The 24374-nt window shown below is 73.7% G+C and carries 12 protein-coding genes; 4 read left to right on the forward strand and 8 right to left on the reverse strand.

Going from position 1 to position 24374, the window contains the following annotated elements; all coding sequences use genetic code 11:
• Nucleotides 1-2: 2 nt before the first annotated feature.
• A complete protein-coding gene (locus DMB42_RS56160) occupies nucleotides 3-12092 on the reverse strand; it encodes a non-ribosomal peptide synthetase (protein WP_125645262.1) in 12090 nt (4029 codons plus the stop codon).
• 98 nt (nucleotides 12093-12190) lie between these two features.
• On the opposite strand from DMB42_RS56160, the gene DMB42_RS43035 reads away from it, so the two are divergent.
• The gene (locus tag DMB42_RS43035) at nucleotides 12191-12925 is read left to right on the forward strand and encodes a thioesterase II family protein (protein WP_125645264.1); all 735 of its coding nucleotides are present in this window, start codon (nucleotides 12191-12193) and stop codon (nucleotides 12923-12925) included.
• On the opposite strand, the gene fabD is transcribed toward DMB42_RS43035, so the two are convergent.
• Genes fabD through DMB42_RS43055 form a run of 4 tightly spaced genes read right to left on the reverse strand, consistent with a single transcriptional unit; the run spans nucleotide 12922 to nucleotide 17900 of the window.
• Nucleotides 12922-15117 (reverse strand): ACP S-malonyltransferase, encoded by a 2196-nt coding sequence (gene fabD / locus DMB42_RS43040; protein ID WP_125645267.1) that lies wholly within the window; start codon nucleotides 15115-15117, stop codon nucleotides 12922-12924. The two genes, DMB42_RS43035 and fabD, sit on opposite strands and share 4 nt — an antisense overlap.
• A gap of 15 nt (nucleotides 15118-15132) precedes the next feature.
• Complete coding sequence (locus DMB42_RS43045) at nucleotides 15133-15855, reverse strand: enoyl-CoA hydratase-related protein (protein WP_125645269.1); 723 nt, start codon at nucleotides 15853-15855, stop codon at nucleotides 15133-15135.
• The gene (locus tag DMB42_RS43050) at nucleotides 15846-17063 is read right to left on the reverse strand and encodes a hydroxymethylglutaryl-CoA synthase family protein (RefSeq protein WP_125645271.1); all 1218 of its coding nucleotides are present in this window, start codon (nucleotides 17061-17063) and stop codon (nucleotides 15846-15848) included. Before DMB42_RS43050 ends, DMB42_RS43045 begins: the two co-directional genes overlap by 10 nt.
• A gap of 3 nt (nucleotides 17064-17066) precedes the next feature.
• Nucleotides 17067-17900 (reverse strand): DUF6039 family protein, encoded by an 834-nt coding sequence (locus DMB42_RS43055; RefSeq protein WP_125645273.1) that lies wholly within the window; start codon nucleotides 17898-17900, stop codon nucleotides 17067-17069.
• A 132-nt stretch (nucleotides 17901-18032) separates the two neighbouring features.
• Here DMB42_RS43055 and DMB42_RS43060 point away from each other — a divergent pair, with 132 nt between their 5' ends.
• Nucleotides 18033-19316, forward strand: coding sequence for a cation:proton antiporter (locus tag DMB42_RS43060; protein WP_221762611.1), 1284 nt, complete (start codon nucleotides 18033-18035; stop codon nucleotides 19314-19316).
• A 28-nt stretch (nucleotides 19317-19344) separates the two neighbouring features.
• Here DMB42_RS43060 and DMB42_RS43065 read toward each other — a convergent pair whose 3' ends face one another.
• A complete protein-coding gene (locus tag DMB42_RS43065) occupies nucleotides 19345-19983 on the reverse strand; it encodes a 4'-phosphopantetheinyl transferase (protein WP_125645275.1) in 639 nt (212 codons plus the stop codon).
• A gap of 88 nt (nucleotides 19984-20071) precedes the next feature.
• Nucleotides 20072-20989, reverse strand: coding sequence for a nitroreductase/quinone reductase family protein (locus DMB42_RS56165; RefSeq protein WP_125645277.1), 918 nt, complete (start codon nucleotides 20987-20989; stop codon nucleotides 20072-20074).
• A gap of 140 nt (nucleotides 20990-21129) precedes the next feature.
• Between DMB42_RS56165 and DMB42_RS43075 the strand changes: the two genes are divergently transcribed.
• Both DMB42_RS43075 and DMB42_RS43080 read left to right on the forward strand, forming a co-directional pair.
• On the forward strand, nucleotides 21130-22545 hold the full coding sequence (locus DMB42_RS43075) for an MFS transporter (RefSeq protein WP_125645279.1): 1416 nt from the start codon (nucleotides 21130-21132) through the stop codon (nucleotides 22543-22545).
• A 53-nt stretch (nucleotides 22546-22598) separates the two neighbouring features.
• A complete protein-coding gene (locus DMB42_RS43080; RefSeq protein WP_125645281.1) occupies nucleotides 22599-23660 on the forward strand; it encodes an alkene reductase in 1062 nt (353 codons plus the stop codon).
• Nucleotides 23661-23690: 30 nt separating this feature from the next.
• On the opposite strand, the gene DMB42_RS43085 is transcribed toward DMB42_RS43080, so the two are convergent.
• Nucleotides 23691-24236: a PadR family transcriptional regulator gene (locus tag DMB42_RS43085; protein WP_125645283.1), complete on the reverse strand. Its 546-nt coding sequence runs from the start codon at nucleotides 24234-24236 to the stop codon at nucleotides 23691-23693.
• Nucleotides 24237-24374 lie beyond the last annotated feature (138 nt).

Consider the following 24374-nt stretch of genomic DNA (forward strand, 5'->3'; position numbering starts at 1 on the left):
AGTCAGCGCCTCCCCGTGGTGATGTGCAGGTCGAGCAGCGAGCCGGCGTCGTCCGGCGGCCCGGGATCAGGCCCGGGGTCAGAGGTGAGGGCCGGGGCGGGGTCGCGTTCCAGCCAGAGCCGCCTGCGCCGGAAGACCGGCGCGGGCGCGGGCTCGCGTTGCCGCCGCGCGCGCAGCCGCGGATCGAGCTCGCTCAGTACGAGGTGCGCGTTCGTGCCGCCCAGCCCGAACGAACTCACGCCCGCGACCCGCGGCGAGGGCCACTCCCGCGTCTCGGTGGCGGGCTCGAAGGGCGAGGCGCCGAAGTCGAACCGCGGGTTGGGCCGCTCGCACGACAACGTCGGCGGGATCCGCCCGTGCTCGACGGCCAGCGCCGTCTTGATCAACCCGGCGATCCCGGCCGCGCTGAGCGTGTGCCCGATGTTGGTCTTCACGCTGCCGATCGCGCACGTGCCCGGGTCGCCGCCGCCCTCGCCGAACACCCGCGTCAGGGCGCGCAGCTCGATGGGGTCGCCGATGAGCGTGCCGGTGCCGTGCGCCTCGATCAGGCCGATCTCGCGCGGCGCGCGACCGGCCGCCGCGAGGGCCCGGCGGACCACGTCGGCCTGGGCCTCGGGGTTGGGTGTGGTGACGCCCATGGTGCGGCCGTCGTTGTTCACGGCGACCGCCTCGATGACCGCGTGCACCCGGTCGCCGTCGACCCGCGCCGCCCGCAACGGCTTGAGCAGGACGACCCCGCAGCCCTCCCCCGGCACGAACCCGTCGGCGCGCTCGTCGAACGTGTGGCACCGGCCGGTGGGCGACAGCGCCTTGGCCGCGCTGAGCTGGAGGTAGTCGTTCTCGTCCAGAAGCACCTCCACACCGCCCGCCAGGGCGACCTCGGCCTCCCCGGCCAGCAGGCTCTGCGCGGCGAGCTGCACGCCGACCAGCGAGGACGAGCAGGCGCTGTCCACGACGAGGTTCGGGCCGCGCAGGTCGAAGTGGTGGGCGACCCTGGCCGCGATGAAGTTCTGGTCGGAGGCGAGCCCGCCCGGCCGCACGCCGACCCGCCGCCCGTAGTCGGACATGCGGGCGCCGGCGAACACACCGGCCCGGCGTCCGCGCAGCTCGGCGGGCTGGTATCCGGCGTCGGCGAGGCAGGCCGCGCAGCACTCCAGGAACAGGCGGATCGCCGGGTCGAGGGCGCGGGCCTCGTCCTCGCCCAGGTCGAAGTAGTCGTTGTCGAAGTCCTCGATGCCCTCGACGAAGCCGCCCCACTTGCTGACGCTGCGCCCGAGAGCGGGCTCGGGGCTGTAGAACTCGCGGTGGTCCCACCGGGAGGCGGGCACCTCGCGTACGTCGCACCGGCCCGCGACCAGGTTCCGCCAGAACGTGGCGACGTCGGGAGCGCCGGGCAACCGGCAGGCCATCCCGATGATCGCGATCCTGCGGTCCTCAGCCGGGGCTTCGACGGCGACGGCCTCCGGGGCGGGCTCCGGGACGCTCTCCGGGGCAGGCTCCGGTGTGGCCTGGGTGGGCTCGTCCGGGAGGTCCAGGTGGTCGCGGAGCTGGTCCAGCGTCGGATGGTCCAGCAGCAGCGACGGTTCCAGGCTCTCCCCGAGCCGTTCCTCGATGCGCTGCACCAGCTCGGCCAGCATCACCGACTCCACCCCGAGGTCACCGAACTCCGCCGCCGGATCCAGCGCGTCCACGGGGATGCCGATCGTCTCGGAGAACAGGACGGCCAGCCAGTCGGGCCCCGCAGATCCGGCGTCCCGCGCGGGCTCGGGGACCGTACGGCGCTCGGCCCGTTCCGGCAGCCTGAGCAACGCCGGTACGTCCACCTCCGCCCCGGCCGGCGGGCACGGCAACACGGTCGCGCCGCGCGGGAGCCCGATCACCCGGTCCAGCACGCGCAGCCCGTCCCGGTCGTCGAGCGCGGCGAGGCCGACGGGCTCGCAGACGTTCGGCTTCCCGCGCGCGCCGCCGGACTCCCGCCACTGCGGCCAGTCGACCGAACGGAACTCCGGCCGCCCGGACCGCCGCCCGACCCCGGTGTAGAGGTCGAGGAAGGTGTTGGCGGCGGCGTAGTCCGCCACCCCGGCGGCCAGGGCGGGCACGGCGGCGCAGACGGAGGAGAAGGTGACGAAGAAGGCCGGACGGTCCTCCGCGCACGCCTCGTCCAGCGCCTCCAGGAGGTCGGCCTTGGGCGCGAGCACGGCACGCAGGTCGTCCTGGGACTTGTGGGCCAGCGACGGGCGGCCCTGGCTGGAACGTCCCGCGCAGTGGACGACGCCGCCGATCGGTCCCAGCTCGCGCCGTACGCCCTCCAGGAAGGCGGCCAGCCCGGATGGCGGCCCGGTGTGCACGACCACCCGGGCGCCCATACGTTCCAGGCCGAGGACGGTGGCGACGGCCTCCTCGCCCGAGCCGTCCCACTGGTCGCGCGGCGGCAGCGGCCGGCCGCCGGGCCGGGCGAGCCGCCGCGCGCCACGTCCGGCCAGGTGGCGGGCCACCAGCGCGCCCAGGCCCCTGGTGCCGCCGCTCACGACGTAGACGGCCTCGGGGTCGAGGTCCGGCTCCGCGTACGGCGCGGGCAACTCCCGCAGACCGGGACGGAACCGTCCGCCGTCCCGGTGACAAACCTCCCCGTACGGCTCGTCGGCCGCCCACTCGGCGCGGATCTGCGGGGCGGAAGGCCGGTCGCTGTCCAGCACGGTGGCCTTGACCGTCGGGTACTCGGCGGCGAGCATCCGTACGAACCCCGCCATCCGCGCCCCCGCCAGGCTCGGCCGGGCGCCGTCGAGGTCCAGCAGGCCGCTGGTGACGTGCAGGATCGTGAGCGGCTGTCGCCTGGCCAGGGCGTCCTGGAGGGTGGCGAGCCGTTCCAGCTCGCGGCCCGGGTGGGCCTCGCCCAGGTCGCACAGGTCGATCCAGCCGGTGAACCCGTCCGGGACCGGGTCACCCTCGCGTACGAGCACGACCTGCTCGCCCAGTGACCGGGCCAGTTCCTCCGAGGCGTCGTTGAACAGGCACACCACACCGCCGCCGCCCAGCGTGCCGGGGTCGCTCGCGGGACGGTCGCAGGCCGTCCAGACCCGCTCGAAAAGCGGCGTCTCGGGGCCGATCGGCTCGGGGGTGGTCGGCTCGGGGGACGCGGCCGGTTCGAAGGGCCAGCACCGCATCCGGTCGAACGGGTACGTCGGCAGCCCCACCACGCGGGCGCCCGGGCGCGGCGTCCAGTCCACGTCGCCGCCGTCCACCCAGTGCCGTCCCAGCTCAAGCAGGTCGTCCGGCCGCACGAGGGGCGGGGCGGCCGTGCGTACGCGGCCGTGCAGGACGTCGGCGGGCTCCGACCGGGCGAACCGCTCCAGCCGTTCGCACAGCTCCCCCACCTCGGTGGCGACCAGCGCGAGCCGCTCGCGCAGCGGCTCGCGTCCGATCTGGAGGGTGTGGGCGACGTCGGCGAGGCGCTCGGGCGTGGCGCGCAGGTGCGCGGCCAGCCGCCCGGCCATGACGCGCAGCCGCTTCTCGTCGTGCGCCGACAGCACGACCAACTGCGCCCCCGCCTCGCCGGCACCGGCCTCAGGGGGTGGGGGTTCCTCCAGCACCGCGTGTGCGATCGTGCCGCCGGCGCCGAAGGAGCTGATGCCCGCCCGCCGGGGCGCGCCGCCGGGCCCCTCGGGCCAGTCGGCCGCCTCGCGCTGCACGCGGAAGGGGATCTCGTCCCAGCGGATGTCCGGGTTGAGCTCGTCGGCGTGCAGGGACGGCGCCAGCCGCCGGTGCCGGAGCTGGAGCACGATCTTGGTGAGCCCGGCGATGCCGGCGCCCGACTCGACGTGCCCGAGGTTGGACTTGACCGACCCGATCGGGATGCTCCCCGGAGCCGCCCCCGCCTGCCCGAAGACCCGCATGAGGGCGTTGATCTCGATGGGGTCGCCGAGCGCGGTGCCCGCGCCGTGACATTCCAGGTAGCCGATGCCCGCGGGGTCCACCCCCGCGTCGGCGAGCGCGCGGGCGACGAGCTCGGCCTCCTCGACCGGGCTGGGCACCACCCAGCCGTTCGTACGGCCCGAATGCACCACGGCGGTGCCCCTGATCACGGCGTGGATGCGGTCGCCGTCCGCCTTCGCCCTGGACAGCGGCTTGAGCAGGACGGCCCCGGCCCCCTCGGCGGGGACGAAGCCGTCGCCGCCCGCACCGAAGCTGTGGCAGCGCCGGTCGCCGGCGGTCAGCCGCATCCGGGCGTGCTGGACGAACTTGTTCGGGTGCAGGTTGAGGTTGACGCCGCCGGCGATGGCCAGCTCGCACTCGCCCTGGCGCAGCGACCGTACCGCGAGGTGCAGGGCGGCCAGCGACGACGAGCACATCGTGTCGACCGACATGCTGGGCCCCTTGAGGTCCAGGTGGTAGGAGACGCGGTTGGCCACGCCGCCCAGGGTCGCGCCGGTGTCCTGGGGCGTGCCGCGCAGGCTCTGCTCGACGCCGAAGAACGGGTACTCGTTGTACATCACGCCCGCGTAGACGGCCACGTTCGATCCGTACCGGTCGCGCAGGCGGGTGCGGGGGTAGCCGGCGTCCTCCAGGGCTTCCCAGGTGACCTCCAGGAAGACGCGTTCCTGCGGGTCCATGAGGGCGGCATCGCGCGGGGTGATGCCGAACAGCAGCGGGTCGAAGTCGGTCACGCCGTCGAGGAAGCCGCCCCACATCAGGTCCACGGGCCAGCCGTCGCGGGTCCGGCCGTCGGGGACGCGGGAGAGCGAGTGCCGCCCGGCCGCCAGGTTCTCCCAGAACGTCGCCAGGTCGGGGGCGTCGGGGTAACGCCCGGCGATCCCGATCACGGCCACCGCGCCGTCGTCGTCAGGCTCGGTGGTTCCCGGCCCCGGCCGTCCAGGGCTCTCGGGCTGCTCGGAGGGCTCAGGGGGCTCGGATTGCTCGGGGCGTGGTGCGGGGGGTCGGGCGGACAGGGCGGCGGCGACACCGGCGAGGTCGCCGTGCTCGAAGAAGAGCGTCCGCGACCGTTCCCCCAGGTCTTGTTCCAGCCGCGCGTTGAGCAGGCCGATCTGGTACGACGTCAGCCCGTACTGCTCCAGCGGCACCCGTACCCCCAGCCGGTCGGCGGCGATGCCCGAGACCTCGGCGTAGACGCCCTTGAGGTACTCCTCCATCTCCCCCGTGTCGACCCGGGCCGCGACCGGCTCCGCCCGCTCGATCCAGTACGGTTCCCCCTCGGACGGACCTGCGGGCAGCGCCACCCGTCCGGGCGGCTCCGGCCAGAACCGTTCCCAGTCAACCTCCTGCCCGGCCACCCAGGCGGCGGCCGCCTCGGCCTCCTCCGTACCCCCGCCGGGGTGAGCGGCGTCGCCGGTGAGCACGGACGGATGCGCCCTGCCCGCCGCGAACGCCTCCAGCCCCTCGCGCAGCCCCGCCACGTCCCGGCAGAGGACGGCGAGCCGATGCGCGAGGGCGGCGCGCCCGGTCTGCGTGGTGTACGCGACCCGGCTGAGCCCCGGCTCCCCGCCCCCGGAGGCCGCTCCGGCCTCGGCGGTCCCGGCGGCGAGGCGGCGGACGGCGGTCACGAGTTGCTCCCCGGTCGCGGCGGAGACCAGCACGGCGTGCTCCCGCCCGTCGCCGGGCACGCCGCCCGGGGACTCCTCCGGCAGGGGCGCGCGGACGACGGCGTGGGCGTGCGTGCCGGTCGCCCCGAAGGCGTTGACCAGCGCCCGGCGCCGCTCGCCGGTCCACGGCCGCGGCTCCTCGGGCACGGTGACCGCGTCGGTGGGCGGCTCCGCGAGGAGGGTCGGCGCGAGGCGTCCGTGCCGGATCTGGAGCAGCACCTTGGCGAGCTGGGAGGCGCCGGAGGCGGCTTCGAGGTGGCCGATGTTCGGTTTGAGCGTGCCCGCCGCGACCGGCTCGGCACGGCCGCCGAAGACCTCGGTGAGCGCCTCCGCCTCGGCCGCGTCGGCCAGGGCGGCGTCGGCCGCCGCGCACTCGACGTAGGAGATGTCGCCGGGGCCGGCGCCGGCCCGGTCCAGCGCCTGGCGCATGGACTCGGCCATGGCTGTGGCACTCGGCGCGGTGAAACGCCCGGTACGTCCGGTGTGCGCGACCCACGTGGCCTCGACCACGCCGTGCACGTCGTCCCCCGCCCGGACGGCGTCCGCGACGGGCCGCAGCAGGAAGGAGCCGACGCCCTCGCCCACGGTCCAGCCCGGCCGGTCGGCGTCGAACGCGGCGGCCCCGGCCTCCTCGGCCAGCAGGCCCAGCCCGGCCAGCAGCCCGGCGTGGTAGGGGTCGGCGAGCAGGTTGACGCCCGCGACCACGGCCGCGTCGCAGTCACCCGTACGGATGGCCTGGGCGGCCAGGTGCAGGGCGGTCAGCGTGGAGGAGCACGAGGTGTCCACGGCGATGCTCGGCCCGGTGAAGCCGAAGAAGTACGAGACGCGGTTGACCATGTCGGACGCGGTCGCCGAGACCACCGCCGGGCCGCCCGCGCGCCAGGCGGCGGCGCCCGCGTGCTGGTAGTCGTGCCACATCGAGCCGACGAAGACGCCCACTCTGGGGGCGGTCGCGTGCAGCGAGGCGGGGGTGTGCCCGGCGTGCTCCAGGCATTCCCAGACGCTGTGCAGGAGCAGCCGGAGCTGCGGGTCGAGCGTCACGGCCTCCTGCGGCGAGACGTGGAAGCGCAGGCTGTCGAAGCGGTCGATGTGCTCCAGGTAGCCTCCGGGGCGCTCGCCTCTGGGGTTCGGGCCGAGGCTGCGGGCGCCGGTGCGCAGGTTGTGCCAGAAGCCGTCCAGGTCGTCGGCGCCGGGGTAGCGCCCGGCCATGCCGATCACGGCCAGCCCGGCCGGCCGCGTCGCGGGGCCGGTCGCCGAAGCGGGCGCGGTCGCGGGGACGGGCTCAGCCGCCGTCGCAGGGGCGAACGTGGGGGCGGTGCCGCCGGTCGCGTGGTCGGCGGGGCCGCCCAGGAACGCCTGGAGGAAGTGGTGGCCCTCGTCGAGGTCGAACTGGTCGCGGATGCGGTCGAAGGCCACGTCGCCGATGGGACAGAGCCCGATGCCGCAGGCCGCCTGGCCGGTCATCAGGAGTTGCCCGAGGTAGCCCGCCTCCAGGGTCAGGTAGCGCAGGCTCTGCTCGCCGTACAGCGGCTCGATGCCCTTGGTCTGGCCGATCAGGTAGAGGGTGAAGCCGGCGCGGTCGTACAGGTCGCGGTTGTAGACGAAGTGCACGGAACGGTCGTTCTCGGGGCGGGCGTTCACCAGCTGGAGGGCGTGCTCGTTCGGGTTGTAGTAGTAGACGCCCTCGGCGACGCCGTCGATCGCGCCCCTGGTGACGTGCAGGTACGCCTGCACCGCGTACGTGTCCCCGGCCGACGGGTACAGGTGGCGCGCACGGTCGCCGAGCCCCCGCCCCGGCGGCGGCCTGAGCAGCCGGCACAACGACCGGTACGGCAACGAGCCGGGTCCGAAGTCCCGTACGCTGGCCCGCCACGCGAAGTGCTCCTCGGGCACGTCGATCCGGTCCAACCGGACGAGGGTGGCGTCCGGCTCCAGCGGGCGCAGGTTCCACCGTCCCGCCTTGAACGCCTCCCGGTCCTCGGCCGAGAAGAAGTCCACCTCACCGGGCTCGGCGGACTCGGCGGGCTTCTCGGGGACGGCGGACTCTTCGACGGGATGCTTCTCGGGCGGTTGCTTCTGGGCAGACGGCCGGGGGGAGTCGCCCGCGACTGCGGCGATGCCCGTGACGGTCGGGTTCTCCAGGAGCAGCGCCACCGGGACGCGCCTGCCGTACCGCTTCCGCAGCGCCTTGGAGACCTGGACCATGGTGAACGACGTCACGCCCTGGTCCCACAGGTCCTGCTCGGCATCGACCTCCTCGACCCCGAGCAGCTCGGCGAACAGCTCCGCGATCTCCGCCACCACCTCCTCCCCCACGCCCACGGGCTCGGGCTCGGGCTCGGCTTCGGGAACGGGGTCGGGCGCCTGGGCGGTGAGCGGCCAGGGAAGCGCGTCGCGGTCCAGCTTGCCGTTGGAGGTGGCCGGGAACGTACGCACGAACGCCACATGGTTGGGCACCATGTACGCCGGCAGCGTCCCGGCCGCGTGCGTGCGCAGTTCCCCGACGTCGGGCTCCGCGCCCTCGGCCATCACGTACGCGACCAGCTTCCGTTCCCCCGAGGGGTCGTCGCGGGCCAGGACGACGACGTCCCGTACGCCCGGGTGCTGCCGCAGCCGGTGCTCGATCTCGCCCAGCTCGACCCGGAATCCGCGGATCTTGACCTGGTTGTCGGCCCGCCCGAGGAACGTGATGTTCCCGTCGGACAGCAGCGCGGCCCGGTCGCCGGTCAGGTACATGCGCCCGCCCGCGAACGGGTCCGGCACGAACCGCTCGGCGGTCAGCTCGGGCTGGTTGCGGTAGCCGAGGCTCAGGCACCGGCCGCCGATGTACAGGTCGCCCTCCTCCCCTTCCGGGCAGGGCCGCCGGTCCTCGTCGAGGATGTAGTAGAGGGCGTCGTCGATCGGCCGCCCGTACGGGATGCTCCGCCACGACGGGTCGATCTGCCCCACCTCGTACCAGTTCGACCAGACGGTGGCCTCGGTCGCGCCGCCCAGGCTGACCACCCGCGCCCGCGGGAAGGTGGCGCGTACGGCGTCGGGCAGCGGCAGCGGCGTGTAGTCGCCGCTGAGGAAGACCAGCCGCAGGTCGCCGGTGCCCCGCTCGCCCTGCCGCTCGGCGAGCAGCCGGGCGAGCTGGTTGAGCGTCGTGGGCGCGGAGTTCCAGAACGTGACGGGCTCGTCGATCAGTACGTCCAGCAGCAGCTCGGGATCGCGCTGCTGGCCCTCGTCGGCGATGTAGAGCGAGGCGCCCCGGCCGAGCAGGCCGAAGATGTCGAACACCGACAGGTCGAAGCCGAGCGAGGTGACGCAGAGCCCGACGTCGGACTCGTCGAAATCGAACATGCGGTAGCACCAGTCGAGCAGGTTGAGCAGCGGCCGGTGGCTGACCTCGACGCCCTTGGGCTTGCCCGTGCTGCCCGAGGTGAAGATCACGTAGGCGAGGTCGTCCACGGTGTTGACGAGGGGCGGGTCGCCGCGGTCGTCCGTGCTGTCTTCCGTGCTGTCTTCCGGGCCGTCGTCCAGCTCGACGGTGCGCACGCCGTCGGGCACGGCCCAGCCGGACGTCTCCGCGCGGGTGAGCACGATCCGGGCGGCGGCGTCGTCCAGCATGACGGCGGCCCGCTCGTCCGGCAGCGACGGCTCGACGGGCAGGTACGCGCCGCCCGCCTTGAGAATCCCGAGGACGGCGGCCACCATGTCCGGCCCGCGGCACAGGCGCACGCCGACCACCGTCCCCGGCCCCACGTCCAGCTCCTTCAGCCGCCAGGCGGCGGCGTTGGCGCGGCGGTTCAGCTCCCCGTACGTCATGGTGCCGCCGGCGTGCCGCAACGCGACCGCGTCGGGCCGGGCGGCGGCCTGCCGCTCGAACAGCCGGTGCGCCGGGCGCAGCCGGTCCTCGAAGGCCGCGAACAGCTCGGCGAGGTCGGGGAACTCCGGCTCCAGCGCGTCCCAGTGGTAGTGCAGCCGGTCGCCCTCCCTGATGACGATGCAGTCGAGCGCGACGTCCGGGGTGTAGGTCAGCCACGGCCCGGCCTCGACGCCGTCCGGCAGCGGGTACGCGGTCAGGTCGAGCGTGCTGGTGTAGACGACGGGGAAGGCGTACGCGCGGTGGCGGCGTTCCCGCATGACGTGGCCGCGCAGGGTGGCCAGGCCGGTCAGGGCGCCGTTCGCGGCGTCGGCGGCGATCCGGTCCGGGTAGGACTCCTCGTCGGTGACCCAGCTCAGGGCGGTGAACTCGCCGGGGCGCAGCGGCTCGGACTCGGCGGTCCAGCGCACCACGGACACGCTGAACGGGTCGGGGAACCGCCTGCCCAGCGCGCCGGCCAGGGCGGCGAACACGGTCTCGTCGGAGACCGCGGCGACGCTGCCGCTCAGCCGGACGCGACGCGCGGGCGTCGTCGCCACCTCAGGCCCGGGCGGCAGGTCGCGGAACCGCTCCTGCCAATACCCATCCCCACGCGGCCCCGCCGGAGCGCCCCCCACCTCGTCGGACGGGCGCGCCTCGACGGACGGCCCCGCCTCGTCGGACGCCCTCACCCCAGGGGACGGGCGTGGGTCGGCTGAGGGGTCGGCGTAGAGCCTGAAGAGCTCGCGCAGCACGATGTGGATGCTCCGCCCGTCGAGCACCGTGAGGTCGACGGCCGCGTGCACCGTCTCGCCGCTGACCCTCAGCTCCCACTGCGGCCAGCGGCCCAGCGGGAAGGCCCGCCCGGCCATCTCCTCGGCCGTCCGCTCCGCCGACGCCGGCTGCTCGTCATCGGCCCCACCGGTCTCGGGGATGTTCCAGTTCTCCGGCGCGCACGGTCTGACCCGTAGCGTCCCGTCGTGGGTGACCTCCGAGCGCAGCGCGTCGTAGGCCGCCACCAGCCGCAGCCAGGCCCGTTCGAGCCGGTCCCGGTCCAGGTCGCGGACGTGGAAGCTGTGGTAGACCTGGCAACCGTCGTACCGGCACGAGCCGCCCGCGCGGGCCACGTAGTACGCCTTCTGGAGCTCGTTGAGCGGCCGGGTCTCCGCCTCGCCGGCGTCGGCCGCGAGCGCGCGCAGCGCGTTGGTGAAGCGGGCGAACAGCGTCTCCGGCTCGCCGGGCGCGAAGCAGCCGGGCACGAGGTCCCAGCGCAGCCGCAGCTCGCCGTCGAGCTCCCACATCTGGTGGTCGAGCGCGACGCCCGAGGTCTGGCTCAGCGCGTACGACACCGGCGGCACGGCCTCGTCGGGCCGGGCGTCCAGCAGGCTGGTGAACACGACAGGCAGCGCCGTACGCTCGCGCAGCTCCCGCATGACGGTCACGCCGGGGACGGCCGCGTGGCCGAGGTCGCGCCACAACCGCCGGTGCACCTCGCGGACCGCCTCCTCCAGCGGCTCGCCGAGCGTGCTCTCCACGGCGAACACGGCGGTGCCGGTGAACGGCCCGACCACCTCGTCCACCTCGCGCGGCAGCCAGGCGCGGCCGGTCGTGGTGACGGCGAGGGAGCAGTCCTCGCCCCTGCCGACCGTCTCGGCGAACAGGGTGAGCACGAGGGCGGTCGGCGAGACGTCCAGCTCGGCGGCCCTGGCGCGCAGGGCGCTCCACTGGGCGGCGGTGAGCGAGCCGGTCAGCGCGGTACGCGGCGACCCGTCCGGCGTCCCGGCGGCGGGGCCGGGCGGCAGGTCCGCCAGGCGCTCCCGCCAGTAGTCCAGGTCCTCCTGGTGGCGTGGGCCGCGCCGCTGGGCCTCCAGCGCCAGCAGGCAGTCGCGCACGGAGTGACCGGCCTCCTCCAGGCGATGTCCGGGGTCGCGGTAGCAGCGCCACCAGTCACGCATGAGCACGTCGAGCCCGCGACCGTCGGTCACGCTCGCGTCGATGCCGAAATGCACGGTTCCGGGCGTGGTGACCTCGACGGCGAACGGCGGCCAGACGCCGGGCTCGTAACGCCGGTGGGCGAGGCGTTCGCGGGCGCCGGGCTCGTCCACCGGCAGGTCCCAGGAGGGGGCCCGCTCCAGCACCCGCTGGCTGCCGCCCGCGCCCAGCTCCAGGCGCAGGGCGTCGTGGTGGTCGACGACGCGCTGCCAGGCCGCGCGCAACCGCTCGGGGTCCACGCCGGGCACCTCGAACTCGCGGTAGACCTGGCAGCCGACCGGGTCGGGGGTGGCGTCCTCGTCCGTGCCCATCACGTACGCCTGCTGCAGGGGCGTCAGGGGGAACGGCTCGTGCCGCTCGCCGGGGGCCGCCTCGATCACCGGCCCGGCCGGGACCGTGCCCTCCGCCGTCCCGGCCGGCTCGGCGATCAGCTCGGTGATCAGCTCGGCCAGCTCCGCCGGTGTCCCGCAGCCGCCCAGCCGCTCGACCGGGAAGTCGAGCGAGAACTCCCGCTGGATCTCGAACCACACCCGTACGGCGGAGATCGAGTCGAGTCCGCTGTCCTTGAGTGAAGCGTCGGGGGTCAGGTCCGCGCCGCCGGGCAGCACCTCGGCCAGCAGTCGGACGACCGTCTCCGTCACGCGCTCGTTGTGCTCCATGAGCCTCCTCCCTCTCTGCGAAGTTAGTGAGGAGGCCGGGCCCTGCCTGCTCAAGACTGAGCAGGCGCCGGCGGGCGATCGGACGTAGCTTTCGGACCATGCCTGGTTCCTGGATAGCGGGCGGAGAGCCCAGAGCCGACGCCCGGATGAGACTGTTCTGCTTCGCGCACGCGGGAGGCGGTTCGGCGTTGTTCCGCAAGTGGGAGGAGCATCTGTCGCCGGACATCGACGTCTGCCCGGTGGTGTTGCCGGGGCGCGAGTCGCGTATCCGCGAGCGGCCCTACAACCGTATGGAGGAGCTCGTGGGGCCGCTGTCGGAGGCGATCGAGCCGTACACCGACCGGCCCTTCGCGCTGTTCGGGCACAGCATGGGCGCCGTCGTGGCCTGGGAGACGGCCCGCCGGTTCCCGCCCGCGGTGTTGTTCGTGTCGGGACGCCGCGCGCCGCAGCTCCCGACGCGCCGCCGCCGCTTCACCGACCTGTCGCAGGACGAGCTGCTGGCCGAACTGGGCAAGCTGAACGGCACGCCGTCCGAGGTGATGGACCAGCGCGGCCTGCTGGAGGTGTTCCTGCCGAGCCTGCGCGCCGACTTCGAGCTGAACGAGTCGTACACGCCGCTGCCCGGCACCCGCCCGGACTGCCCGATCTCGACGCTGCTGGGCGACGCCGACCCGGAGGTGGACCCGGACGAGATCACCGCCTGGGCCGAGGCCACCGGCGGCGGCTTCACGCTGCGCGTGTTCGGCGGCGACCACTTCTACCTCAAGGGCCCGCGGCCCGAGGTGCTGGCGGCGATCCAGGAGGACCTGGACCGCCACCTGCTGAACGTCTAACCGTCCTTCGTCAGGTCGCGCAGCCGGGCTTCGAGCAGTCCGGCGGCGGCCTCCATCAGCCGGTCGGCGATGACGTCCACGTGCCTGGCCCGCCAGTCGGCCAGTTCGGTGCCGGCGACCCACCGGTTGAACGCGCCCATCGCGGGCCCGCAGTGGACCTGGTAGTCCACCTGCCGTCCGGCCTCACCGCGCAGGGCCAGCCTGATCGTGTGCACGAAGTACCAGCGGAAGACCAGCGCCATGCGGTGCTTGGGGTCGCGCTCGGCGCGGGCCAGCTCACCCGGCCTGCGCGCGGCCAGGAACGCCCGCGTCTCCTCCCACACCTCCTCGAAGGAGCGGCGGAAGAACTTGTCCTGGATGGTACGCCTGGTCCGCTCGTCGATCTCCTCCAGCGAGCCGTGCCGGCGGTAGAGCTGGTAGAGCTTGCCGGCCCGCGCCGGGAAGAGCGTGCCCTTCCTGGCCACCTGCACCTGCGCGCCCGTCTCGAACATGTCGCCGGCGGGGGCGTAGGCGGTGTTCTGCACGTCGAGCCCGGCGAGCAGGTCCTTGACGGCGTCGGACGTGCCGGCCTCAGGCGTGCACTGGTTGACGCTGCCGGTGACGATGAAGTCCGCGCCGAGCACGAACGCGGCGGCGGCCGCCTCCGGGGCGCCGATCCCGCCCGACGCGCCGACCCTGATGCGTTTGGCGTAGCCGTGCGCGGCCATCTCCTCGTCGCGCAGCCGCAGGATCGCGGGCATCAGCGCGTACGGCGAGCGCCCGTCGGTGTGCCCGGCCGAGTCGGCCTCGACGCAGACGTCCCCGCTGACCGGCAGCTCGGCGGCGACCCGCGCCTCGGCCTCGGTCAGCGCCCCTTCGCGGACGAGCCGGTCCAGGATGTTCGGCGGCGCGGGCCGCATGAACGCGGCGGCGACCTCGGGCCTGGAGACCTTGGCCAGCACGTGCCGTACGGCGACCGGCCGCCCGGCGACGTCGCGGTGGGCGCCGCTGTAGCGGTAGCGGACGAGGGGCGCGGTGATCCGGGGATAGGCGGCGGCCTCGACGTGGCGTACGTCGCGGCGGAGCAGCAGGTCGACGGTCTCGCGTTCCAGGCCCTCCTCGTCGAAGCCGTAGAGCAGGTTCACGCCGTACGCGCCGTCCGGTCCGAGGCCGTTCTCGATCGTGTCGAGGGCCTTGCCGATCTCGTCCGTGGTGAGGCCGCCGGCGCCGAAGAAGGCCATCAGCCCGGCCCGGCCCATCCTGATCACGAGGTCGGCGGAGGCGATGCCCTTGAACATCGATCCGGCCAGGTAGGCGTGGCGGACACGGTAGTCCGCGCGGAACTCGGCCGAGCCGAGCGAGATCCCGGGCTCCGGCGCGGCGGGCGTCTCGACCGGGTGGCGTCTGGTGACCTCCCACAACTTGCTGAGCACGTCGCCGGGGCCGATCTCCTCCAGCTCGCGCACGCCGCGGCCCATCAGGTAGCGCAGGCTGTCCACCCAGCGGACCGGGTTGCAGATCTGGCGGCGCAGCAGCCCGGCCGCCTCGGCCGCCTCGTACGGGCGTCCGGTCACGTTGGAGATGACGGGCACCCGCGGCTCGGCGATGCGGACGCCGTCCAGCGCCTCGGCGAAGGCGGCGGCGGCCGGTTCCATGTAGCGGGAGTGCGAGGGCACGCTCACGCTCAGCGGCACCCACTTGCCGGGGACGTCGCGGCTGAGCGCGTCCAGCTCGTCCTTGGGGCCGGCCAGGACCACCTGTTCAGGGGAGTTGTAGTTGGCGATGTCGACGCCGGTGCCGGCGAGCAGTTCCTCCAGCCGTTCCGGCTCGGCGCCGAGCACCGCCGCCATGGTGCCGCCGCTCGCCTCGGCCATCAGCTCACCCCGCCGCTTGACGAGGGCGAGGCCGGTCTCGAAGTCGAAGCAGCCGGCCGCGAACAGCGCCGCGTACTCGCCCAGGCTGTGCCCGGCCAGGTAGTCCGGCCGGCCGCCCGCCTCCTTCCTGGCCAGGTAGCTCAGGGCGTTGACCGTGAAGAGGGCGGGCTGCACGTAGCGGGTCTGGCGCAGCCGTACGGGGTCGTCGCACAATTCGGCGACGGAGTAGCCGAGGATCTCGTCGGCGCGGGCGCACAGGTCGGGGTACCGCTCCAGGACGCCCGTCCCCATGCCCTTGCGCTGCGACCCCTGACCGGGGAAAACCCACACGACGGACATCAGGCGCGTTCCTCTCTAGCGTTCCCAGGGGAATCTCTTCTCGGTCGCGTAGTCCACGAGCCTGCGGCGTACCTCGGGGCCGGACATGAGCCTGCCGAACTCCTCGACCGCCACCCGCTCGGTCTCGTCGGAGAGGATCCACAACTCGCGGAAGTAGCGCTTCATGTCCGCGACGATCGGCCGGTCCAGCTTCGTCAGCCGGTACGCCAGCCGCCGCACGAGCGCCTCCGGGTCGTCCGACACCTCGTCCACCAGGTGGAAGGCGGCGGCCTCCGCGGCGCTCACCGGCTGGGTGCTCAGCGTCATCGCGTACGCCTTCTGAAAGCCCGTACGCCGGATCAGGAACGGCAGCACGCAGCACGGCAGCAGCCCCCACAGCGCCTCGGGCAGGCTGAAGGTGCTGCGCCCGGCGGCGAAGACGAAGTCGCTCGCGGCGGCCAGCCCCACGCCGCCGCCCGCCGTCCGGCCGTCCACCCGGGCGACCACCGTGACCGGTGTCTCGGTGAAGCGCCGTAGCAGCCCGAAGAAGGCCCGGCCGCCGTCGGCGACGTCGCCGCCGGCCGCCTCCTCCAGGTCCATACCGGTGCAGAAGACGCCGTCCCCGCCCTCCAGCAGGAGGATGCGGCAGCCGGGGTCGCGCTCGGCCGCGTCCAGGACGGCGCCGAGTTCGTGGATGGCGTGGTCGTCGATCGTGGCCCGGCGCAGTTTGTGGCGCATGACTGCCTGCGTCAGCTCCATCGGTACTCCCGGTGGAAGTCGGCGATGCGGTCCAGCACCAGCAGGTCGCGCCCGGCGAAGGCGTCCTCGTACAGGTCGCCGTACGGCTTGGGGTCGAGCACCGCGTCCCGCACGCCGAAGGCGCGGTCGGCGCTCAGCTCGGTCAGTGCGTCCAGGTCCGCGACGGTGATCTCGCGCCGCTCGTCCAGCGCCTCGGCGACGCCGCTGCGCCGCTGGGGCGGGATCACGCCGCTGAAGAACTCCGACGCGCAGCCCGACCCGTACGAGAACAGCCCAGCCCGTCGCGGCACGTCGAAGCCGCCGTGGTCGATCAGCGAGCACAGCGCCAGGTAGAGCGCGGCCGAGTAGGTGTTGCCCACCCGCATCCCGTAGACCAGGGACGGCGTCACCCGCGCGGCGAAGTCGGCCTCGATCTCGCGCGGTCCCATGCCCTTGAGCTTGCGCAGCAACATCCGGTGCGCGCCCTTCACCATGCCGGCGAACGGCGTGTGCAGCGCCAGGTAGTCGAAGGTGCGCACGATGTCGGCCCCGCTCACCCGCCGCCCGTAGGCCGCGAAGCACTCCTCGACGCAGCGCATGTACGCCAGCAGCGACAGGTCGGGGTCGACCGCGTCGGTGTCGTGCCGCGGCCGGGCCGTGTCCATCACCTCGAAGGTGTGGTAACCGTTGGCGCCCGGGTCGAGCCGCAACACCCGCGCGTCCTCGCCGACCAGCATCGCCACCGCGCCGGCGCCCTCCGAGGGCTCCCAGTAGGTGGACTTCGCCGTGCCACTGGCCGCGTCCGTGGCGATGGCCAGCGCCTTCACGCCGGGGACCGGGCTCGCGCCGACGACGGCCGCCGCACACTGCAGCGCGGCCGTCCCGCCGTAGCAGGCGTGTTTGACCTCGAACGACCGGCAGGCCGGGTTCAGCCCGAGATGGTGGTGGATGTAGGTGCTGATCGGCTTGCCGAAGTCGAGGCCCGACTCCGTGCCGACGACCAGCAGTTCGATCCGGTCCCTGTCCTCGGGCGCGAGCGCGTCCACCAGCGGCCGGGCGGCGTTCACCGCGTTGGTGACCGGGTCCTCGCAGGGCAGGTTGACCGAGCGCTGCTCCATCATCAGGTTGCCGAAGCGGTTCACGTCCAGGCCGCGCGCGTCGAACAGCGCGCGCACGTCCGTGTACGCCCGGCCGACGTACGCGTTGATCGCCTCGATCCCGGGAGCCATGGGCTAGGGCACCATCAGGACGTCGTTGATGCTGGCCGGGACGAACAGCCGGTCCCACTGACCACCGCCGTGCCGCTCCGGCACCCGTTCCACGTCGTAGACCTCTTTGCGCATGCCCTCGCTCCGGTCCACCTCGCGCACCGCCTGGTAGTCGTCCGGCTCGCGCAGGTGGATGAGGGCGTGCAGGCGGTCCTGCCGGCCCCACGTCTGCTCGTAGATGTAGGCGGTGGCCCGGCCTTCGAGGTCGCCGTTGACGTACTGGGACCAGTCGTAGAGGAACTGCCGTCCCTCCTCGCGCAGCTCGTAGCGCACGTCGGCGCTGCGCAACACGATCGCCCCGGCGGTCGCCGAGTTGAGCTGCTCCTTCTGCGTGGTCTGGTGCGTCGCGGGCGGCACGAACGTGCCCGGCACGTCGTGCACGTCGTCGGTGAACCCGTGCTGCGGGCACATGACGGTCTCTTGGAGGCTGCCGTGGACGAACATCTTCTCCCAGTTGCCGCCGCCCTTCTTGGGCAACCGGTCCTTGAGCGAGATCTGCTGGAACGCCTCGTCGTGGTCGACCATCTCGATGAGCTTGCTGTACTTCTCGGGCGACTTCATGTGCACGAACCAGTGCAGGCGCTCGCGCACGCCGAAGACCTCCTCGTAGCAGAAGGTCGTGGCGACGCCGGCCTGGGCCCGGTTCATGTAGTCGAGCAGGTCGACGCTGAAGTCGCGGCCCTCGCGGGCCATGCCGTACTCCAGCATCCCCACGCGGTGGATGATCAGGCCCGCGTTGCCCGAGTGCAGCAACTGGTCGGGCGGCAGGGTGGTCTGATACTGCGCCGGCTTCGTCATGCCCCGAATGTCGCCCACGAGGGCGGGAACCTCCGCTCAATATTGAGCAGGGCCCTCGCGGGCCTCCCGGGACGGCTCAATTTTGAGCAGCAGGACGCCCGGCCGATCGGCTTAGCCTCTCCTGTGCCTGACATGCCTCTGGGAGCCCGCGAGCTGCTGGTCTTCATGCTGCAACTGGGCCTGCTGCTCGGTCTCGCCGTCCTGCTCGGCCGCCTGGCCGGGCGCCTGCGCATGCCCGCCATCGTCGGCGAGCTGACCGTGGGCGTGCTGCTGGGCCCGTCCGTGCTGCACCACGTCGCCCCCGGCCTGACGTTCACCCAGCTCCACCTGCTGGACGCGGTCGGCCAGGTCGGCGTCCTGCTGCTCGTCGCCATCACCGGCATCCAGCTCGACTTCGGGCTCGTCCGCCGCCGCGGCGCCACCGCCGTCAAGGTGAGCGTCGCCGGGCTGGTCGTGCCGCTGGCGCTCGGCGTGGCCGCCGGTTACCTGCTGCCCGCCTCCCTCCTCACCGAGGGCACGAGCGTCACCGTCTTCGCCCTGTTCCTGGGGGTGGCCACGTGCGTCAGCGCGATCCCGGTGATCGCCAAGACGCTGACGGACATGAAGCTCCTGCACCGCGACGTCGGCCAGCTCTGCCTGACCGCCGGGATGGTGGACGACGCGTTCGGCTGGTTCATGCTCTCGATCGTCTCGGCCATGGCGACCACCGGTGTGCGCACCGGCCAGATCGTGTTGTCGCTGGTCTACCTCGTCGCCCTCGTGCCGTTCGCCCTGTGGGTCGGCCGTCCCCTCGTCCGCTGGACGATGAGGGCGGCCACCCGGTCGGCCGAGCCGGGCCCGGCCGTGGCCGCCGCCGTGGTCCTGGTGCTGCTGGCGGCCGCGGGCACGCACGCGCTCGGCCTGGAGGCCATCCTCGGGGCGTTCGTCTGCGGCGCCCTGATCGGCCGTTCCGGTCACGCCGACGCCGCGTGGCTGGCCCCGCTGCGGACCGTCGTCCTCAGCGTGCTCGCGCCGCTGTTCTTCGCGACGGCCGGTCTGCGCATGGACCTGACGCTGCTGGCCCGGCCGGACGTCCTGGTGGCCTCGGGCGTCGTCCTCGGCGTGGCCATCGTGGGCAAGTTCCTCGGGGCCTGGCTGGGGGCGCGGCTGAGCCGGCTGGGCGGCTGGGAGGCGTTCGCGCTGGGGGCCGGCATGAACGCGCGCGGCGTGATCGAGGTCATCGTGGCGATGGTCGGCCTGCGCATCGGCATCATCGACACGGCGATGTACACCATTGTGATCGTCGTCGCGATCGTCACCTCGCTCATGGCCCCGCCGATCCTGCGCGTCGCGATGCGGCGGGTCGAGCTCACCGCCGAGGAACGCCTGCGCCGGGCCGAGCACGACGAGCTCGTCGAGCCCGTACGGCGAACCTGACCACCGGGACCCGACTACCGGGGCCTGACTACCGGGGGACGACGATCGCCGTGGCCAGCAGCCCGGCCGAGGCGCCCCAGCGGCCCGCGAACTCCGTCACCGGCGCGTCCGGCGGCAGCAGCCTGGCGTGGAAGCGGCCGTCGAGGGAGAAGTCCAGGGAGCCGTCGAGGAAGCCCAGCCACTCCCCGGTCAGCGGGAACCACGCCTTGTAGACCGACTCCTTGGCGCTGAACAGCAGCCGGTCCCAGCAGGTGTCCGGCCGCAGGGCGCTGAGCTCGCGCACCATCGCGGCCTCCTCCGGCCGCGCGACCATGCGGAAGACCCGTTCGGGCAGGCGTTCGTGCGGTTCGGCGTCGATGCCGATGGTCCGTACGTCCGCCGCGCCGGCCACCGCCGCCGCCCGGAATCCCGCGCAGTGCGTCATGCTGCCCACGGCGCCGGCCGGCCACCGGGGCGCGCCGCGCCGCCCCGGGACGATGGGCGCGGGGGGCAGGCCGAGGGCCGCCAGCGCCTCGCGGGCGCAGTGCCGTACGGTGGCGAACTCCCGCCGCCGCTTGGCGACCGCCTTCCTGACGGCCGCCCGCTCCTCGGGGAAGAGCCGCACGTCCGGCGCGTCGCCGTACGCGGTCGAGACGGCCACGTTGCCGGGGACGAGTGCTTCGATCACCGGACGCCCCTTCCGATCGCCGGCGCCTGTCCGACTCCGCCTACCCACGGACCGCCGCCTCGATCGCGCTCGCCCGGCCCGTCCCGGCCTATCCCTCGGCGTCGCCGCCGAGCGGTTCGAGCACGAAGACCGGGATCTGGCGGTCGGTCTTGAGCTGGTACGCGGCGTACTCCGGGTACGCGGCCACCGCCCGCCGCCACCAGGTCGCCTTCTCCTCCCCTGACACCTCGCGTGCCCGGTACGCCCGGTTCACGGTGCCGTCCTGGAGCTCGACGACCGGCTCGGCGAGCACGCTGGCGTACCACTGGGGGTTGACCGGCGCGCCGCCCAGGGACGCGACGGCCGCGTAACGCCCCTCGTGCTCGACCCGCATCACCGGCGTCCTGCGTACCTTGCCGGTCTTGGCGCCCCGGTAGGTCATCAGCACGACGGGCAGGTCGAGGATGGTGACGCCGTCGGTCGTGCCGGTGCTCATGATCTGCTCGACGTGCTCGCGGACCCATGCCGACGCGCTGGGCTCGTACTCGCCGGTCAGCGCGGCCCGCCGCTGCTCCGCCGGGGCCTGCCGCCGGCCGGGACGCCGGTCCACGTTGTCGGTCAGGGTGTGCAGGACGGCGGGCAGCCCGGCCACCGTCTCGGCCGGCAGGCCGGCCACGGTCTCCTCGGCCAGGTCGCGCCAGAGCCGCTTGACCTGCTCGGCCAGCGCCCTGCCGCTGTCGGTGAGCTCGACCACGCTGGCCCGCTTGTCCGACGGCGCCGGCGTACGGCGGATGTGCCCGGACGCCTCCAGCTTGCGGGTCATGAGCGTGACACTGGGCGGCTCGCAGCCGAGCGCCTCGCTGAGCTGCGCCTGGATCCTCGGTCCCGTCCGGTCGAGTTCGAGCAGCAGCGCCTCCTGCCCCGGGTGCAGGCCGAGCGGGGCCAGCAGCGTGGCGGCCCTGGCCCGGTGGCGCAGGCTCAGCAGGCGGATGGCCTGGTTGATGGCATCGGCTTGCGCGAAGTCCATGATCGCTCCTTGACGAAAATTAGTTATCTGCATAATAGTTATCCGCGTAACCGAATCCTACACGGCTTCGGGCCGCCGCGCGTGGTTCCTCCGACGCGGCCCCCCACAAAGACGCGCCCACAGCAGAACGGAAAGAAGTCATGACGAGCATCGGCACCGCCCCCCGGCGGGCCACCACCCCCCGGACAGTCCCCGCCTGGATGATCCTGGCGCTGGCCTGCGCCGCGCAGTTCATGGTCATTCTGGACGCCTCCATCGTCAACGTCGCCCTGCCCGCGATCCGCGGGGAGCTCGGCTTCACCGCCACCGGGCTCGCCTGGGTGGTGAACGGCTACCTGCTCGCCTTCGCCGGCTTCATGCTGCTGGGCGGCCGGGCCGCCGACCTATTCGGCCCGCGCCGGATGCTGGTCTCCGGGCTGGTGCTGTTCTCGGCCGCCAGCCTGGCCGGCGGGCTCGCGACCACCCCCGGGGTCCTGGTCGCGGCCCGCGTCGCGCAGGGCGTCGGAGCCGCCATGATGGCCCCGGCCACGCTGGCCGTGATCAACACCTTCTTCACCGAGCCTGGGGCGCGGGCCAGGGCGTTCGGCGCCTGGTCGGCCGCGGGCGGCGTCGGCGGGATGATCGGCGCGGTGGCCGGCGGGGCCATCACCACCGGCCTGTCGTGGCGCTGGGTCTTCCTGATCAACGTGCCCATCGGCGCGCTGCTGATCGCCGTGGCCCTGACCGCGCTGGCCGGCGCGCACACCGGACGGCGCGAGCCGCTCGACCTCACCGGCGCCGTCACCGGGACGGCGGGGCTGGCCGCGCTCATCTACGGCGTCATGCGGAGCGCCGACCACGCCTGGCTCTCCGGCCAGGTCCTCGTGCCCGTCCTGGCCGGGCTGCTGCTGCTCGCCGTCTTCGTCGTGGTCGAGGCGCGCTTCGCCGACCGCCCGATGATGCCGCTGCGGCTGCTCAGGATCCGGGGGGTGGCCGTCGGCAACGGCATGTTGCTGCTGTTCGGCGGGATCACCATCGCGATGTGGTACTTCTCCTCCCTGTTCCTGCAGAACGTCCTGGGCTTCAGCGCGCTGCAGGCCGGGCTCGGGCAGACGCCGGCGGCGGTGACGTTCATGCTGGTCGCACGGGGGTCCGCGGCGCTGCTCCCGCGTACGGGGGTGCGTCCCCTGGTGCTGGCCGGCAGCGCCGGATTCCTGGCCGGGTTCGGCTGGCTGTCCCTGGCCCAGGCCGACAGCGCCTACCTCACCGGCGTACTCGGGCCCACGCTGCTCGTCGCGGCCGGGATCGGGCTGACGTTCCCCACCCTCATGGCCGCGGCGACCGCCGACGCCCCCGAGGGCGACGCGGGCGTCATCGGCGGCCTGGCCAACACCGCGAGCCAGGTCGGCGGCTCGATCGGCCTGGCGGTCCTGGCGACGGCGGCGAGCGGCGCCGCCCCCGCGGGCACCCCTGCCGCCCTCGCCGACGGCTACGACCTGGTCTTCCTCATCGCGGCCGGGCTCGGCCTGGCCATCGCGCTGGTCAGCTTCCTGCTGCCGCGCCGCCCGCGCGGATGACCGCGCCGCGGGACACAGAGATCACCTTCACCCCTTCCACCGAGGAGACACCCATGTCCATCGCCTTCGACCCGATCGCCGTCGGCCGTACCAAGCTCGCCAACCGGCTCGTCATGGCCCCGATGACCCGCAGCCGCGCCCGTGACGGGCTGGTGACGGAGCTGACCGCGCGCTACTACGTTCAGCGCGCCTCCGCCGGACTGATCGTCACGGAGGGCGTCCAGCCGTCGGCGGTCGGCCAGGGTTACCCGTTCACGCCCGGACTGCACAGCGCCGAGCAGATCGCCGCCTGGCGCGAGGTCACCGCCGCCGTGCACGCCGCCGGCGGGAAGATCTTCGCCCAGCTCCTGCACACCGGCCGGATCGGCCACCCCGTCCTGCTGCCCGAGGGCCTGGTGCCGGTCGCGCCGTCGCCGGTGGCCGCGCGGGGGCAACTCTTCACCCCCGACGGCGTGAAGGAGTTCGTCACCCCGCGCGAGCTGACGGCGGCCGAGATCGAGCAGACCGTCGCCGACTTCGCCGCCGCCGCCCGCAACGCCGTCGAGGCCGGCTTCGACGGCGTGGAGCTGCACGGCGCCAACGGCTACCTGATCCACCAGTTCCTCTCTCCCGGCACCAACCGGCGCACCGACGGCTGGGGCGGCTCGGTCCCGGGCCTCGTACGGTTCGCGGTGGAGGTCGTCTCGGCGGTGGCCGGGGCGATCGGGGGTGACCGTACCGGGCTGCGGATCTCGCCCGGCATGCCGAACAACGACATGCACGAGCCCGACCCCCGTCCCGTCTACGAGGAGCTCGTCAGCCGGACGGCCGCGCTGGACCTGGCGTACCTGCACGTCATGGAGGCCGGCGACCGGGAACTGACCCGGGAACTGCGGCGGCGGTTCTCCGGCGCGCTGATCCTCAACCCGCACACCGGCGACCGCCCGACCGGCCCGGAGGAGCTCGCGCTGATCGACGACGGGACCGCGGACCTGATCGCCTTCGGGCGGCTCTTCCTCGCCAACCCCGACCTGCCCCGCCGCCTGGCGGCCGGCTCGCCGCTCAACGCCGCGGACCCGGCCACCTTCTACGGCGGCGCCGCCGAGGGCTACACCGACTACCCGGCCCTTCCCTGACCCGCCGGGACCGAGCGCTCCCCGCCGGCGCTACGGGCCGGGCCAGTACGTGGCCGGGTCGCGGAGCTGGGCGGTGAACGAGCGCACCCAGTCGAGCTCGGCCCGCCGCAGGGCCTGGGGGAAGGCGTGGTCGGCCAGGGACACCGGCGCGCGGCCGTCCCGGACGGCGGCGTCGAGGGCCTGGCCGGTCTCGGCGACCTGCCGTTCCATGCGGGCGGCGCGGTGGTCGAGGAGGGCGATCACCTCGGCCTTGGGCAGGGCGGACATGAACATCAGCGCGACGGTGAAGCCGGGGGTGTCGTCCTCGGGGCCGTCGAGCAGGTCGCGCAGCCACTCCCGCAGCGTCGCGGCGCCCGCCTCGGTGATGCGGTGGACCGTGCGCTCGGGCCGGGCGCCGTCGCGGACCGTCTCGCCCTCGCTGATGAGGCCGGCGCCGGACAGGCGGGGCAGGACGTCGTAGAACGACGCGTTCTTGATCTTCAGGGTGCGGTCGTGGCCGCGTTCGCGCATCGCCGTACGCATGTCGTAGACGTGCCGGGCCCGCTCGGCGAGCAGGCCGAGCACGGCGACGGTCAAGGGGCTGCGTAAAGGACGCGGCGGCACAGGAGGCTCCCAATAGTCGAATTCGACTAACCGAGTTCGGTCATGTCGAAGGGCATGTCCGACGTTCCGCAGGGCTCTTTCGGGGAGCTCTGCGGCGCGGAAATTCAGCGT

The sequence above is a fragment of the Nonomuraea sp. WAC 01424 genome (assembly GCF_003947315.1).
GTDB lineage: Bacteria > Actinomycetota > Actinomycetes > Streptosporangiales > Streptosporangiaceae > Nonomuraea > Nonomuraea spiralis.